This is a genomic window from Arthrobacter pascens (assembly GCF_030815585.1).
GTDB classification, from domain to species: Bacteria; Actinomycetota; Actinomycetes; order Actinomycetales; family Micrococcaceae; genus Arthrobacter; species Arthrobacter pascens_A.
Map to the genome: position 1 here is coordinate 815,980 of NZ_JAUSWY010000001.1, position 14,290 is coordinate 830,269.

The window sequence follows — 14,290 nt, forward strand, 5'->3', positions numbered from 1 at the left end:
TACGGGCTGCTATGTCGGCCTGGGGGCGTGCGGGGTTAGACTTGGCCCAAACCTGTCCGGCGGCGATGTGCCGTGCCTGCAGGCCAAGCGCAAGTGGGAGTTCGATGAGGAACGTGATTCACCCGGCAGTGTCCGGGGACGCCGCGCGGCTGATCCAGCGCCGTGCCCTCGCCGGGCATGAGCGCCTCGACGGCGGGGACAGCGCCGGCCTGGTCTACCCGGGTGCCCGGGAAATCCCCGGGCTGCGCAAGCTGATCCGGGAATCCTGGCAGCGTTCGGCGCGCCTGCATGCCAACCCGGACAATCCCGAGGCCCCGCTGGCCATGGACACTGACGAGCTGGAAGAGTATCGCCGGCAGCACCCACTGGCCAGCATCATGCCCGTAATCCAGAAACTCCTGATCCAGCCCAGCCACGACAACGGCCTGCTGGTGGCGGTGGGCGACGAGGTGGGCCGCCTGCTCTGGGTGGAAGGCGATCCCGCCCTCCAGCGCCGGGCGGAGGGCATGATGTTCGTCCCGGGTGCGGACTGGTCGGAGGCGACCGTGGGCACCAGCGCGCCGGGCACTGCCCTGGCCCTGGGCCGCGGCATTCAGATTTCCGGGGCGGAGCACTATCAGCGGTCCGTGCACCCGTGGAGCTGTACCGCGGTGCCCTTCCACGACCCCGATTCGGGTGCGCTGCTGGGCGTCGTGGACATCACGGGCACGGCCACCGCGGTGGCGCCCCACACGCTTTCCCTGGTGGAGGCCACTGTGGCCGCCGCCCAGGCACAGCTGCGCGTTGAACGGCTCCAGCTGGCGGCGTCCCTCGCCAGCCGGCCGGCACGACGTCGGAACACCGGCACCGCGTCGACGGCGGGGTCAGCGCGGGCAGGCACTGGGAAGGAAGGCAGCCTCTACCGCAACAGCCTGCAGCTCCTGGGCCGCGACCAAGCCATGCTCAGCATCGAGGGTAAAACCATGGCACTGTCTGCGCGGCACAGCGAGATCCTGGCGCTGCTGAGCGCCCACCCGGACGGGCTGAGCGCGGAGGAGCTCTGTGTCCTGCTCTACCCGGGAGACGCCTCCACCATGACCCTCCGTGCGGAAATGGTCCGGCTGCGCAAGGTCCTCCAGCAGCTCAACCCCGCCGCCGTACCCGAGTCCCGGCCGTACAAACTCAGCATGGACCTGGTGCCGGACAGCGGACAGGTGCTCAGCTGCCTGCAGCGAGGAGCCCACCGCATCGCCCTGGAGATCTACCGCGGAGCAGTGCTGCCGAAATCCGAGGCGCCCGGCATCGTCGACCTCCGAAACAGGGTCTCGTCGCTGATGCGCGAAGCGGTACTGACCGACGGCAGCGCCGAGACGCTGCTCAAGTATGCGGAGCTGCCTGAGGCAAGGGACGACGTCGGCGTGCGGACCGCCGCCCTCAAGCTGCTGCCGCCGCGCTCGCCCAAGCGGGCCGCCGTCGTCACTGATCTTGAGCGGCTGGAAACCGAATTGAGCGCCTGACCCCTGCGCTGCAACCTGAACCGTGAGCTGGCTCACACCGACGCAACCTGAATGCAACCTTCGGGCTCCTAGTCTGAAGACAACGGCGAAAGCCATGATCATGCAGAGCAAAGGAGCTAGCAATGACTGTTTACGCGCAGCCCGGTACAGAGGGCTCAAAGGTCACCTTCAAGGACCGCTACGAGAACTGGATCGGCGGCGAGTGGGTTGCCCCCGTCAAAGGCCAGTACTTCGAGAACATCACGCCCGTTACCGGCAAGGCCTTCTGCGAGGTTGCCCGCGGCACCGCCGAGGACATTGAGCTGGCACTGGACGCCGCCCACAAGATTGCCCCGTCCTGGGGCAAGACCTCCGTGGCAGAGCGCGCCGCCGTCCTGAATAAGATCGCGGACCGGATCGACGAGAACCTCGAGATGCTGGCCGTGGCCGAATCCTGGGACAACGGCAAGCCCATCCGTGAAACCCTCAACGCGGACATCCCGCTCGCCGCGGACCACTTCCGCTACTTCGCCTCTGCAGTCCGTGCGCAGGAAGGCCGGCTGTCCCAGCTCGACGACGACACCACGGCCTACCACTACCACGAGCCCCTCGGTGTGGTGGGCCAGATCATCCCCTGGAACTTCCCCATCCTGATGGCCGTCTGGAAGCTGGCCCCGGCGCTCGCCGCAGGCAACGCCGTGGTCCTCAAGCCGGCCGAGCAGACGCCGTCGTCCATCCTGGTGCTGATGGAGCTCATCGGTGACCTGCTCCCCGCCGGCGTCCTGAACGTGGTCAACGGCTTCGGCGTCGAGGCAGGCAAACCCCTCGCCTCCAGCCCCCGGATCCGGAAGATCGCCTTCACCGGCGAAACCACCACGGGCCGGCTGATCAGCCAATATGCCAGCCAGAACCTGATCCCGGTCACCCTGGAACTCGGCGGCAAGAGCCCCAACATCTTCTTCAACGACGTTGCCGACTCCGATGACGCGTTCTATGACAAGGCACAGGAGGGCTTTGCGCTCTTCGCCTTCAACCAGGGCGAAGTCTGCACCTGCCCGTCACGGGCCCTGGTCCAGGAGGACATCTACGATTCCTTCATGGCCGACGCCGTGGCCCGGGTTGAGAAGATCATCCAAGGAAACCCGCTGGACACCAACACCCAGATCGGCGCCCAGGCCTCCAACGACCAGCTGGAAAAGATCCTCTCCTACATCGACATCGGCAGGCAGGAGGGCGCCAAGGTGCTCACTGGCGGCGCCCGCGCCCAGCTGGAAGGTGACCTTGCCGGCGGCTTCTACGTCCAGCCCACCGTTTTCGAGGGCCATAACAAGATGCGGATCTTCCAGGAGGAAATCTTCGGGCCGGTGGTATCCGTGGCGCGCTTCAGCGACTACAACGACGCCATGGGCATCGCCAACGACACCCTCTACGGCCTGGGTGCCGGCGTCTGGTCCCGCAACGGCAACGTGGCCTACCGCGCCGGCCGCGAAATCCAGGCCGGCCGCGTCTGGGTCAACAACTACCACGCCTACCCGGCCGGTGCTGCCTTCGGCGGCTACAAGTCCTCCGGCATCGGGCGTGAAAACCACACCATGATGCTGGACCACTACCAGCAGACCAAGAACCTCCTGGTCAGCTACAACGAGAACAAGCTCGGCTTCTTCTAAGCCCGGTTTACGCCCCACCGCTTCAACCTACGCAAGGATTTCGCCAATGACGACGACAATGCAAGCAGCAGTAGTAACCGAATTCGGCAAGGATCTCCAGATCCAGACCCTCCCCGTCCCCACTCCGGGACGTGGGGAGGCCCTGGTGAAGGTCATCACCACCGGCGTCTGCCACACCGACCTCCACGCGGCTGAGGGTGACTGGCCGGTCAAGCCGTCACCGCCGTTCATCCCTGGCCATGAAGGAGTGGGCGAAGTGGTTGCCCTTGGCGAAGGTGTCACGGACCTTGCTGTCGGAGACCTCGTGGGCAATGCCTGGCTCTGGTCCGCCTGCGGCGACTGCCAGTACTGCCGGACCGGTTGGGAAACGTTGTGCGAAGCGCAGCAGAACGCCGGGTACAGCGTTGACGGCTCTTTCGGCGAGTACATGCTGGTGAACACCCGCTTCGCCGCCCGCATCCCGGCCGGCTCCGATCCCGTGGAAATCGCCCCGGTGCTTTGTGCAGGCGTGACCGTCTACAAGGGCCTGAAGATGACCGAGGCCAGGCCAGGGCAGTGGGTCACCATTTCCGGCATCGGCGGCCTGGGGCACATTGCCGTCCAGTACGCCGTGGCCATGGGCCTGCGCGTGGCCGCCGTGGACATCGCCGACGACAAGCTTGCCCTGGCGAAGGCACACGGCGCCGAACTGACCGTCAATGCCTTGCACGAGGATCCCGTGGAAGTTATCCAGCGCGAAACCGGAGGTTGCCATGGAGTCCTGGTCACCGCAGTGCACCCGTCAGCTTTCGGCCAGGCGATCGGGATGGCACGCCGCGGCGGCACGATCGTTTTCAACGGCCTGCCGCCGGGTGACTTCCCGGCTCCGATCTTCGAGATTGTGCTCAAGGGCCTGACGGTCCGCGGCTCCATCGTGGGGACCCGGCAGGACCTTGAGGAAGCTATTGAGTTCTACGCGGAGGGCAAGATCCACCCCACCGTGTCCACCCGGGAACTCTCCGAGGTCAACGCAGTCCTTGACGAAATGAAGCACGCCAAGATCGACGGCCGCGTCGTCATCAAGTACTGATGACGAAGGCGAGGCTAGACGCCGCAGTGACGCTGCCCGGGGAGAGCTTCTCCCGGGTGGCGCTCACCGCCGCGGCCGTGGAGCTGCTGAAGAAATTGTGGCTCCAGCACGGACCCCTGATGTTCCATCAGTCCGGCGGCTGCTGCGACGGCTCCTCGCCGATGTGCTACCCGGCCGGTGAATTCATCACCGGGGATTCGGACATCCTGCTGGGACTGTTTGACCTCTCCGGTGAAGGGACCGGCGGCGGTGTGACTTGCGATCCGCCCAAGGGTGCCGGAAGCGGACAGCCGCTGGAGTTCTGGATGTCCAGGGAACAGTTCAACTACTGGAGCCACACCCACCTGACAGTGGATGTGGTCCCGGGTAGGGGGAGTGGTTTTTCGGTGGAGTCACCGGAGGGCAAACGCTTCCTCATCCGGTCCACCCTGATGGACTGGCCGGCCTAGACTGCCTGATACTACGAACAGTTGAGGCCCCCTTCGCGAAGGGGGCCTCAACTGTTCGTTCACGCAAGGCCGGGCTAATCCTGTCCCACGATGCCGTCTCACCATGCGGGACAATTGGGACCGTCCGGTGGGTGGACACTACTCTTGATAGGTCTGTTTCCAACAAAAATCAGGATTGTGGAACTCCCTATGAACCTTCTCCGGACCAAATCAATCGAGCAGTCAATGGCCGACGCCGATGAACCCGGACGCAAGCTCAAGCGGTCGCTCAGCACCTGGGACCTGATGATCATGGGCGTCGCTGTTGCTGTCGGGGCCGGCATTTTCTCGGTTGGCGCCAAAGCCGCGGCCAACTTTTCGGGCCCAGCCGTAACTGTGTCCTTCGCCATCGCCGCCGTCACATGCGCGCTGGCCATCATGTGCTATGCCGAGTTTGCCACCGCCATCCCGGTAGCCGGGTCGGCCTACGTTTTCACGTACGCCACGATGGGCGAGCTGCTGGCCTGGATCATCGGCTGGAACCTCATCCTGGAGCTGTTCACCGCCGCGGCCGTGATCGCCAAGTACTGGGGAATCTACCTCAGCAAGGTGTTCGCGCTGATGGGCGCCGACGTTCCCCCGGCACTGTCCCTCGGCGGGGTGGATCTTTACTGGGGCGCCTTCCTGATCGTTGCCGTGTTCACCGTGCTTCTGGTGCTGGGCACCAAGCTCTCCGCCCGCGTCGGCAACGTCTTCACCCTGATCAAGATCGCCGTGGTCCTCTTTGTGATCGTGGTGGGCTTCACCTACGTAAAGTTCGAAAACTACGCCCCGTTCATCCCCGCGGCTGAACCCACCGGGGCAGGCACAGCGGATGTGCTGAAGCAGTCGTTCTTCGGCTTCCTCACCGGCGCAGCGCCGGCCCAGTACGGAACGCTGGGCATTTTTGCCGGCGCGGCCCTGGTGTTCTTTGCCTTCATCGGCTTCGACGTCGTTGCAACCTCCGCTGAGGAAGTCAAGAATCCGCAGAAGACCCTGCCCCGCGGGATCTTCGGCGGACTGGCCGTCGTGACGCTGCTCTACATCCTGGTGTCCCTCGCGCTCACCGGCATGGTCTCCTACACCGATCTGGCCCAAGCCGAGAACCCCACCCTCACCACCGCCTTCGAAGCAGTGGGCGACACCTCAGCGGCCAAGGTCATTGCGTTCGGATCCCTGGTGGGCCTGACCACCGTGATCATGGTGCTCCTCATGGGCCTGTCCCGGGTGGTGCTGGCCATGAGCCGCGACGGCCTCCTGCCGCGCGCACTGTCCAAGACCAGTGAAAAGCGTTCGACGCCGGTACGCCTCCAGGTGATCTGCGGCGCCGCGGTGGCAGTCGTGGCCGGCCTCACGAACGTGGACCTGCTGGAAGAGATGATCAACATCGGCACCCTGTCGGCGTTTGTCATGGTGAGCCTGGGCATCCTGGTGCTGCGGAAGAAGCGCCCCGACCTGAAGCCTGCTTTCCGCGTCCCGTTCGGCAAGGTCCTTCCGGTGGTATCCGCAGTGCTCTGCCTCTACCTGATGACCAACCTGGCGGTGGAGACCTGGATCTTCTTTGCAGTCTGGCTGGTTATCGGCATCATCATCTACTTCTCCTACGGCCAGCGCCACTCACGCCTCAACGAGCGCTTCACCGAGGCTAAAGAAGCGGTTAACGGCCCGGCCGAGGGGGCCTCTCCGAAGGCTGACGCAGACAAGACTGCCGATGACGAGGACGAATTCTCCCGCGCCTGATGCACGCGCGGCTGGTGGAGCCCTGAAACCGCCCGATGGTCCTCGGACCAGCGGGCGGTTTCGTGCTTTCGTCAGGCCGCAAGCCGGCCCTTATATCGTGCGGCCAGGAGCGTTCCGATGGTTGCCAGGACGGGAATGGTCAGGAAGACTTGAGCGCCGCCTCCGCTGTTCACCACTCCGACGATCCCGATCCACCAGCACAGTGCCGCAGTAAAGCCGCTGAGAACCACCAAGGATCGGCGATTCTCGGAAAGAGCCCCGCGAGCGTGGCCGGGCGGTTGGCTGACGTGTTTGGCCTTCTGGCGCCCCCGTCGACGTGCGGCCAGGAGCGTTCCGATGGTTGCCAGGACGGGGATGGTGAGGAAGACTTGAGCGCCGCCTCCGCTGTTCACCACTCCGACCATCCCGATCCACCAGCACAGTGCCGCAGTAAAGCCAGTGAGAACCACCAACATCGTTCGCGTAGGTGGACGAGTTGGAATCGGTGTTTCGAGATTGCTGCTCATGGCTGCTCCCGGTGCTAAATCCCTGTACTTTCGCTATTCATCAGAGCATGGCTCAAGGATTTTGGCCAGGCTCCACAGGCTCTTCAGAGTGCCCGCAGGTGTTCGCCAGTTCCATGCATAGCCTGCCTCACGAAGTGCCGGGAGGGGCGGTACAGGCGCTCCGTAAGATTGAGTCATGGCCCGCCCCGCAAAACCGGAACGTAAGGCAGAGCTGCTCTCCGCGATCCTGGACTACCTGATGGACAAGACGCTGGCGGAACTGACCTTCCGCAGCCTGGCCGAGGGCCTTGGCATCAGCGCCTATGTCCTGGTGTACCACTTCGGCAGCAGGGAGCAGCTGGTCAACGAGATCATCCGCTCCATTGAGTCCCGGCTGGACAGCATGCGCGGTACGGATGTGCGCGACATTGACCGCGAGGCCTGGAAGGCCTATTTGCTGGAGTCCTGGGAGTGGACCATGGCGCAGCGGAACCGGCATCTGGCAAGGCTGGAATTCGAGGCCACGGCACAGGACATAGTGGCGGCCGAGCCCCGGGGTACGTCCCAGGAGAACTTCCGCATGCTCCATCACAAGACCAGGGACTGGCTTCTGGTGCAGGGAATTCCGGCGGAGTTCGCGGACACGGATGCCCGCCTGTTCACTTCCACCTTTTACGGGTTGCAGTTCGACTTTGTGGTGATGAACCAGCCCGAGGCCGCGACCAAGGCCTTTGAACTGATGCTGACTGTGTTTTTCAACAACCTGGAAAGCCGGTTGGCAGCGGCCGGCCCCCAGCCCTGATCAGGGAGTTGCGTGGCGCCCGACCCATTCCACCAGCGGGCGAAGCCGTTCCCAGAGCGTGGCGATCTCCCGTGCCGCCTCCGGAGTGTCCACCCACTCCGGCTCGCCCAGCTCCATGCTGGCTGACAGGGACTTGTGCTTGAGGAGTTCTCCCCTGGGGTGGTCGGGGGAATAACCGCGCGGGACGGTCTTGAGTCTTTCGCCTTCCACCGCGAAGCCTGCCGCGGACACGCCGTCGACAATCTTCCGGAGCGACTCACCCGTCCCGGAGGCGTCAACAGAGTTTCGGAACCTCACCAGTTGCGCCGGGGAGTGGGAATGGTAGCCGCCGCCCACCAGCAGGCCGTCGGCGCTTACCTGCAGGTAATAGCCCACGCCTTCCTGGGCTGAGGCAAACGCGCCCTGGGCGGTCTTGTAGGGCGACTTGTCCTGCGAAAATCTGATGTCCCTGTTGGGCCGGAAGATCTTGGCGGGCCCGAACCTGGGTTCCAGCTCCGCAAGCAGGGCCGTGAGCGGATCCCGGACCAGGCTGTTGTAGCTGTCCTTGTGCTCAAGCCACCACTCCCGGTTGTTGTTGTCCTCAAGCTCCGCATAGAACGCGAAGGCCCCTGCAGGAATGCCCTGGAATGTAGTCATGCTGCGATCCTATGGACCGCGCCCGGCCCCGGCCATAGACCGTGGCCATTATGTGGAAAACGAAGCCGTGCAAAGCAGACCGCCCCGCCACGGAGACCGTGACGGGGCGGTTGTGTGCAGCAAGGCTGCTGCACGCTGGATCAGCAGGACTAGCCGATCTTGTTGGCAGCCTCAGCGTCGGAGTCGCCAGCAGAGGCAGCGCCCAGGTTGGCGCGCAGCTTGGCGCCGAGCTCGGCGTCAACGTTCGTCCAGTACTGGATGGCGCGTTCCTTGATGCCCGGGCTCTTCACGCCGCCAACCGCGCCGGTGATGGTGTCCAGCAGACGGGCCTTGGCGGCGTCGTCGAACACCTCGCGGTACAGGGTTCCGGCCTGGCCGAAGTCGCTGTCCTCAGCGTGCAGGGTGTGCGCGGAGAGCGTCAGCTCGCCGTCGTTCTCCCAGCCGCCGGCCGGGTTCTGCGGCTCAACGGCAGCCGGCCCACCAACGGAGTTCGGTGCGTAGACCGGAACAGAAGGAGCGTTGAACTGGTAACGCCCCGCACCGTCCTGGCTGTAGTTGTTGACCTGGTTCTTCGGCTGGTTCACCGGGATCTGGGCGTGGTTGGTGCCCACGCGGTAACGGTGCGCATCCGCGTAGGAGAAGATGCGGGCCTGCAGCATCTTGTCCGGCGACGCGGCGATGCCCGGCACGAAGTTCGACGGCGCAAACGTGGCCTGCTCGATCTGCGCGAAGTAGTTCTCCGGGTTCCGGTTCAGCTCCATGGTGCCCACCTTGATCAGCGGGTAGTCAGCGTGCGGCCACACCTTGGTGAGGTCGAACGGGTTGAAGCGGTAGGTCTTGGCGTCTTCGTACGGCATGACCTGGACGTGCAGGTCCCAAGACGGAAGGTTGCCGGCGTCGATGTTTTCCTGCAGGTCGCGGATGTAGAAGTCCGCGTCCGAGCCGGCCAGCTCTGCAGCCTCGTCACCGGTGATGGTCTTGACGCCCTGGTTGGACTTGAAGTGGTACTTGACCCAGAAGCGCTCGCCCTCGGCGTTGATCCACTGGTAGGTGTGCGAGCCGTAGCCCTGCATCTCACGCCAGGAAGCCGGCAGGCCTCGGTCGCCCATGAGCCAGGTGACCTGATGTGCGGACTCGGGGGACAAGGTCCAGAAGTCCCACTGCATGTCAGCGTCGCGCAGGTGGGTGCCCGGGAGGCGCTTCTGGGAGTGGATGAAGTCCGGGAACTTGATGCCGTCGCGGATGAAGAAGACGGGGGTGTTGTTGCCTACGAGGTCGTAGTTGCCCTCGGAGGTGTAGAACTTGACGGCGAAACCGCGGGGATCGCGCCAGGTGTCCGGGGAACCGTTCTCGCCGGCAACCGAGGAGAAACGGATGAGCATTTCGGTTTCAACACCCGGCTGCAGGAAAGCAGCCTTGGTGTACGCCGAGATGTCCTCGGTGGTCTTGAACGTTCCGAATGCGCCGCCGCCCTTGGCGTGCACTACGCGCTCCGGCACCCGCTCGCGGTTGAACTGGGCGAGCTTTTCCACCAGGTAGTGGTCAGTCAGGATGATGGCACCGTCGGCACCAACTGACTTGGAGTGCGCGTCGGAGGTGACGGGCGCACCTGACTGGGTGGTTGAAATGGCAGTCATGTTTCTCCTATTTCTCGATTACTTGTGATTGACGTTCGGAAGGAAGTTTTTGGGACTGCTGGCAGTCCTGGCAGATGCCCTGGTACATCACATCGGCGATCTGGATGGTCATGGGCTTGGAATTCTCGTCCCAGTGCGGCGTGAGGCAGGGTGCGTGACCGACGGCGCACTCCACGTCCTCAACACGGCCACAGCTGATGCAGATGGCGTGGTGGTGGTTGTCTCCCACCCGGGTCTCGTAGAGAGCGGGGGAATGCGGCGGCTCAAAGCGGCGCAGCATGTCCAGATCGGTCAGGTCCCCCAGGACCACGTAGACGGACTGGGCGGTGAGCTCGGGGAGCTCGGTGCGGGCGGCAGCGAGGATGCTTTCCGCCGGGGAATGGGGGTGACGTTCGACGGCGGCCAGCACGGCCAGCCGCTGTTTGGTCACCCGGCGGCCGTGGGCACGCAGGGCGGCAGCCCACGCTTCCTGACCGCCAAAGTGTTCCGTCATGAATCCATTGAATCACTTATTATGAATATCTCACAATAAGGCTTGGCTAACCTCCGGCAGATCCAGCAGCCGCTCCATCGGATTGACAGGTTCGCCAGCGGTCCGGCCCAGGGCATGGATTTCAAGCCCCCCGCCGGCCGCGTCCAAAGCCACGCAGCTGAGCCCGCTCACACCCCGGCGGCTGGTAAGGCCCTGGAGCGCAGCGGCGACGGCCAGCAGCCCTCCGGGGGTTATGCCCGATCCGCCAGGTTCCGGCGCCAGTACAGTATGGTGCGGACCGGCCTTGACCCGGGGTGGCATCAAAACCACCTCCGGCAGGGTGCTGCCTTCCGGAACCTCTGCTGAGTGATTCAACGCCGAGCGGCCCAGGGCAGTGCGGAGGCCGGCGTCGTACGTGGTGAGAACTTCCGGGGCCAGCGGCGCGCGTCGCTGCGCCGGGAGCCGCAACTGCTCGCCCGGGCTGACAGTCTCCCCGTCCCAGCGCCCGAACAGGTGGAAGGTGGGGGTGGAGGATTCCGCCTCCGGTTCACCGATCGCAGCGCCGATCGGATGCCACTGATGGGCAAACAGCACGGACCAGGTCCCGGCGCCAAGCACGTCCGTGAGGGCCTGCCGGGCAGCGTTGTGGCACACCAGCCAGTCGGCAGCTGACCGGAGATCGAAGGCAACGGCGGGGTTGCTGAGCCGGATGAGGAGGTGGCCGGCGGTCAGGGCGGTCCGGGGTCGTGCCACTTCCCAGACTGCCGATGCAAAAAGAAGCCGCCTGGACAGACTCATGAGCCAACTCCCTTCCCCGCCTGAGGATACCAAGCGCGCGCCACGAGGGACATCCGCGCACCATTAGGGTTGCAGGGTGGGAAAACTGCTGGCCGACATCACACCGCTCCGGGAGAGCCCTGATTTCCGCCGGCTCTGGCTCGGCTCTGCTGTGTCCGCGGTGGGCAGCCAGCTCACCCTGGTGGCCGTAAGCCTGGAGGTCTACCGCGTCACACAGGACAGCTTCTACGTAGGCCTGCTGGGGATCTTTGCACTGGTGCCCCTGGTGTTCGGCGGGCTCCTGGGCGGTTCCATCGCCGATTCCCACGACCGCCGCACGGTGGCGTTCCTGGCAACCTCGGTGCTGTGGCTCACCACGGGGCTGGTCGCGCTCCAATCGTGGCTGCAACTGGGAAATGTCTGGGTTCTCTACGTCCTCATTGCCCTGCAGAGCGGTGCGCAGTCCATCAACCAGCCCGCACGCAGCGCCATCATCCCGATGCTGATCCGCAAGGAACTGCTGCCCGCGGCCAACGCGCTCAGCATGGTTTCCTTTGGGCTGGCCATGACGGTGGGTCCGCTGCTGGCGGGCGTGCTGGTGGCCTGGGTGGGATTCGGCTGGACCTACACCATTGACTTTGTCACCTTCGCGTTTGTCCTTTGGGCCGTTTACCGGCTTCCGTCTCTGCCGCCGGGGAAGAGCGCAGGACGGGCCGGTATCCGGTCCGTTGTTGAAGGCTTTCGTTTTCTAGGCATCAGGCCCAACCTGCGCATGACCTTCATCATCGACCTCGTGGCCATGATCCTGGCCCAGCCGCGCGCCCTTATGCCCGCCATCGGCGCCGTGATGATCGGCGGGGGCGAAGCCACCGTGGGCGTGCTGTTGGCCTCGACGGCCGTCGGCGCTTTCCTCGCGGGCCTGTTTTCCGGACCCCTCGGCCACGTCAGGTGGCAGGGGAGTGCCGTGGTCTGGTCGGTGATGGGGTGGGGCGCCTCGATTGCGGGCTTCGGCGTGGTGGTGCTGCTGGCAGGGCATTCCGGCACCGGGGGAGTCACCGTCTGGCTGCTTCCGGCAGCTTTGTGCTGTGCCCTGGCCGGGATCGCCGATTCCATCAGCAGTGTTTTCCGCAACACCATCCTTCAGGCCGCAACCCCGGACCACCTCCGGGGACGGCTCCAGGGCGTCTTCATCGTGGTGGTGGCTGGCGGCCCCGGGTGGGAGACCTGCTGGCCGGCGGTGCGACTAAGATTTTGAATGAGGGCTGGGTCCTGCTTTTGGGCGGGTTGCTCTGCATTGCTGGGGCGTGGCTGGCGGCGTGGCTGCAGCCGGGGTTCCGGAAGTACGACGCCCGCAATCCCGTCCCCTAGGGGGCGCGGGTCCTGGCAGGCCAGCCTCGAATTTGGTGCCTGGAGATGGAGGAGTGGAGTGCACAAGCATTACAACGGCCTGAAGACTGCGGCGCTCTTTGGCGTGCTCTGGGCCGTCCTGCTGGGCCTGGGCGGCCTGATCGGGATCAACACCCGCAGTTCGGCGCCCATCTGGATCATGGCCGTCATCGGTGTTGCCACCACTGCCTACGGCTACTGGAACAGCGACAAGATCGCCATCCGCTCCATGCAGGCCTACCCGGTCAGCGAAGCCCAGGCGCCGCAGCTGCACCAGATTGTCCGCGAACTTTCCGTCCGCGCCAACCAGCCGATGCCCCGGATCTACCTCTCACCCACCATGAACCCGAATGCCTTCGCCACGGGCCGTAATCCCAAGAACGCCGCGGTCTGCTGCACCGAAGGAATCCTGCAGCTGCTGGACGCCCGTGAACTCCGGGGTGTCCTGGGGCACGAGCTGATGCACGTCTACAACCGGGACATCCTCACGTCCTCGGTGGCAGCTGCCGTGGCCGGCGTGATCACGTCAGTGGGGCAGATGCTGCTGTTCTTCGGCGGCGACCGCCGGAACGCCAACCCGCTGGCCATGCTGGCCATGGCCCTGCTGGCGCCCTTTGCTGCCTCGCTGATCCAGTTGGCCATCTCCCGCACCAGGGAGTACGACGCCGACGAGGACGGTTCGGAGCTGACCGGCGATCCGCTGGCGCTCGCCTCAGCCCTGCACAAGATTGAGCAAGGGGTCCGGATCGCGCCGCTCCCGCAGGACCAGAAGCTGGTGAATACCTCGCACCTGATGATCGCCAACCCGTTCCGCGGCGGGGCGATGACCAAGCTCTTCGCAACGCACCCGCCCATGAAGGAGCGGATCTCCCGCCTCGAGCGGATGGCGGGCCGGCCACGTAACTGAGGACGCGCTTTCGGACCGAGGACACAGACTCGGCCCCGGGACACGGAATGTCGCGTGTCCTCAGACCGATTGGGTGTCACCGGCCCGATTAGCGCTAGCTGCGGAAGTTGACGAACTGCAGGTCGGCCTCGTCAAAGTCCTTCAGCAGCGCCATGACGGTCTGGAGATCATCGCGGGACTTGGATGAGACCCGCAGTTCGTCGCCCTGGATCTGGGACTTGACACCCTTGGGGCCCTCGTCGCGGATCAGCTTGTTGATCTTCTTGGCGAGGTCCTGCTCGATGCCTTCCTTGATGGAGGCCTCCAGCCGGAATTCCTTGCCGGACGCGTAAGGCTCACCCGTGTCCAAGGACTTCAGGGAGATGCCGCGGCGGATCAGCTTGGACTGGAGGACGTCCAGCACGGCAAGGACGCGTTCCTCCGAGTTGGCCTTCATCAGGAGCTTCTCGCCGCTGAAATCAACCTCAGCGCCGACGCCCTTGAAGTCGTAGCGCTGCGCCAGTTCCTTCTGGGCCTGGTGCAGTGCGTTGGCGACTTCCTGCTTGTCCACTTTGCTTACGACGTCGAACGTTGACTCGCCTGCCATGATTCTCCTTGTGCTGGTGGGTGCCTTGTTCGGATAGCTCGGGTTGGGTTAATGCCGGCCCGGACAGGGCATGGATGTCTGCATTCAAGCCTAGTACGGATGCCTCCTTTGTGAAGTTGCTGCCGGATTCACAGTTCACTCCTAGCGGACGCCCTGCGGGAACGAAGCGTGGCCATGGAGAGTT

At 64.6% G+C, this 14,290-nt stretch carries 13 protein-coding genes and 1 pseudogene; 8 read left to right on the top strand and 6 right to left on the bottom strand.

Annotated features, from left to right (window positions below):
* Positions 1-104: 104 nt before the first annotated feature.
* The 5 genes from QFZ30_RS03830 to QFZ30_RS03850 all read left to right on the top strand — a co-directional run bounded on the left by QFZ30_RS03830 (position 105) and on the right by QFZ30_RS03850 (position 6,418).
* Complete coding sequence (locus tag QFZ30_RS03830; RefSeq protein WP_307073649.1) at positions 105-1,496, top strand: helix-turn-helix domain-containing protein; 1,392 nt, start codon at positions 105-107, stop codon at positions 1,494-1,496.
* A 122-nt stretch (positions 1,497-1,618) separates the two neighbouring features.
* Positions 1,619-3,142, top strand: a complete 1,524-nt coding sequence (gene exaC / locus QFZ30_RS03835; RefSeq protein ID WP_307073651.1) for an acetaldehyde dehydrogenase ExaC — start codon at positions 1,619-1,621, stop codon at positions 3,140-3,142.
* 46 nt (positions 3,143-3,188) lie between these two features.
* Entirely contained in the window at positions 3,189-4,211 is a 1,023-nt protein-coding gene (gene adhP / locus QFZ30_RS03840) for an alcohol dehydrogenase AdhP (protein WP_307073653.1), read from the top strand.
* Entirely contained in the window at positions 4,211-4,660 is a 450-nt protein-coding gene (locus tag QFZ30_RS03845; RefSeq protein WP_307073655.1) for a DUF779 domain-containing protein, read from the top strand. The genes adhP and QFZ30_RS03845 overlap by 1 nt, the downstream gene beginning before the upstream one ends.
* Positions 4,661-4,849: 189 nt before the next feature.
* A complete protein-coding gene (locus tag QFZ30_RS03850) occupies positions 4,850-6,418 on the top strand; it encodes an amino acid permease (RefSeq protein WP_307073657.1) in 1,569 nt (522 codons plus the stop codon).
* A gap of 71 nt (positions 6,419-6,489) precedes the next feature.
* On the opposite strand, the gene QFZ30_RS03855 is transcribed toward QFZ30_RS03850, so the two are convergent.
* A complete protein-coding gene (locus QFZ30_RS03855) occupies positions 6,490-6,924 on the bottom strand; it encodes a hypothetical protein (RefSeq protein ID WP_307073659.1) in 435 nt (144 codons plus the stop codon).
* Between the two features lie 175 nt (positions 6,925-7,099).
* Between QFZ30_RS03855 and QFZ30_RS03860 the strand changes: the two genes are divergently transcribed.
* Positions 7,100-7,705: a TetR/AcrR family transcriptional regulator gene (locus tag QFZ30_RS03860; protein WP_307073661.1), complete on the top strand. Its 606-nt coding sequence runs from the start codon at positions 7,100-7,102 to the stop codon at positions 7,703-7,705.
* On the opposite strand, the gene QFZ30_RS03865 is transcribed toward QFZ30_RS03860, so the two are convergent.
* The 4 genes from QFZ30_RS03865 to QFZ30_RS03880 form a co-directional block, all read right to left on the bottom strand.
* The gene (locus QFZ30_RS03865; protein WP_307073663.1) at positions 7,706-8,341 is read right to left on the bottom strand and encodes a DUF2461 domain-containing protein; all 636 of its coding nucleotides are present in this window, start codon (positions 8,339-8,341) and stop codon (positions 7,706-7,708) included.
* Between the two features lie 149 nt (positions 8,342-8,490).
* Positions 8,491-9,978: a catalase gene (locus tag QFZ30_RS03870; protein WP_307073665.1), complete on the bottom strand. Its 1,488-nt coding sequence runs from the start codon at positions 9,976-9,978 to the stop codon at positions 8,491-8,493.
* 7 nt (positions 9,979-9,985) lie between these two features.
* On the bottom strand, positions 9,986-10,471 hold the full coding sequence (locus QFZ30_RS03875; protein WP_307073667.1) for a Fur family transcriptional regulator: 486 nt from the start codon (positions 10,469-10,471) through the stop codon (positions 9,986-9,988).
* A gap of 30 nt (positions 10,472-10,501) precedes the next feature.
* The gene (locus QFZ30_RS03880; protein WP_307073669.1) at positions 10,502-11,248 is read right to left on the bottom strand and encodes a hypothetical protein; all 747 of its coding nucleotides are present in this window, start codon (positions 11,246-11,248) and stop codon (positions 10,502-10,504) included.
* A 76-nt stretch (positions 11,249-11,324) separates the two neighbouring features.
* On the opposite strand from QFZ30_RS03880, the pseudogene QFZ30_RS03885 reads away from it, so the two are divergent.
* Together QFZ30_RS03885 and htpX are read left to right on the top strand one after the other, a co-directional pair.
* Positions 11,325-12,595 (top strand): annotated as a pseudogene (locus QFZ30_RS03885) (MFS transporter).
* Between the two features lie 58 nt (positions 12,596-12,653).
* Positions 12,654-13,520 carry a zinc metalloprotease HtpX gene (gene htpX, locus QFZ30_RS03890; RefSeq protein ID WP_307073672.1) on the top strand — a complete coding sequence of 289 codons (867 nt, stop codon included), beginning with the start codon at positions 12,654-12,656 and terminating at the stop codon, positions 13,518-13,520.
* 94 nt (positions 13,521-13,614) lie between these two features.
* Here the strand turns inward: htpX and QFZ30_RS03895 are convergent, their stop codons facing one another.
* Entirely contained in the window at positions 13,615-14,106 is a 492-nt protein-coding gene (locus QFZ30_RS03895) for a YajQ family cyclic di-GMP-binding protein (protein WP_307073674.1), read from the bottom strand.
* Positions 14,107-14,290: the final 184 nt, after the last annotated feature.

Bases quoted from the DNA above. Each gene is read 5' to 3' on its own strand.
- QFZ30_RS03845 (WP_307073655.1), top strand. From the start codon at position 4,211: ATGACGAAGGCGAGGCTAGACGCCGCAGTGACGCTGCCCGGGGAGAGC.
- QFZ30_RS03895 (WP_307073674.1), bottom strand. From the start codon at position 14,106: ATGGCAGGCGAGTCAACGTTCGACGTCGTAAGCAAAGTGGACAAGCAG.
- QFZ30_RS03855 (WP_307073659.1), bottom strand. From the start codon at position 6,924: ATGAGCAGCAATCTCGAAACACCGATTCCAACTCGTCCACCTACGCGA.
- QFZ30_RS03875 (WP_307073667.1), bottom strand. From the start codon at position 10,471: ATGACGGAACACTTTGGCGGTCAGGAAGCGTGGGCTGCCGCCCTGCGT.
- QFZ30_RS03850 (WP_307073657.1), top strand. From the start codon at position 4,850: ATGAACCTTCTCCGGACCAAATCAATCGAGCAGTCAATGGCCGACGCC.
- QFZ30_RS03830 (WP_307073649.1), top strand. From the start codon at position 105: ATGAGGAACGTGATTCACCCGGCAGTGTCCGGGGACGCCGCGCGGCTG.
- QFZ30_RS03860 (WP_307073661.1), top strand. From the start codon at position 7,100: ATGGCCCGCCCCGCAAAACCGGAACGTAAGGCAGAGCTGCTCTCCGCG.
- QFZ30_RS03880 (WP_307073669.1), bottom strand. From the start codon at position 11,248: ATGAGTCTGTCCAGGCGGCTTCTTTTTGCATCGGCAGTCTGGGAAGTG.
- exaC (WP_307073651.1), top strand. From the start codon at position 1,619: ATGACTGTTTACGCGCAGCCCGGTACAGAGGGCTCAAAGGTCACCTTC.
- adhP (WP_307073653.1), top strand. From the start codon at position 3,189: ATGACGACGACAATGCAAGCAGCAGTAGTAACCGAATTCGGCAAGGAT.
- QFZ30_RS03865 (WP_307073663.1), bottom strand. From the start codon at position 8,341: ATGACTACATTCCAGGGCATTCCTGCAGGGGCCTTCGCGTTCTATGCG.
- QFZ30_RS03870 (WP_307073665.1), bottom strand. From the start codon at position 9,978: ATGACTGCCATTTCAACCACCCAGTCAGGTGCGCCCGTCACCTCCGAC.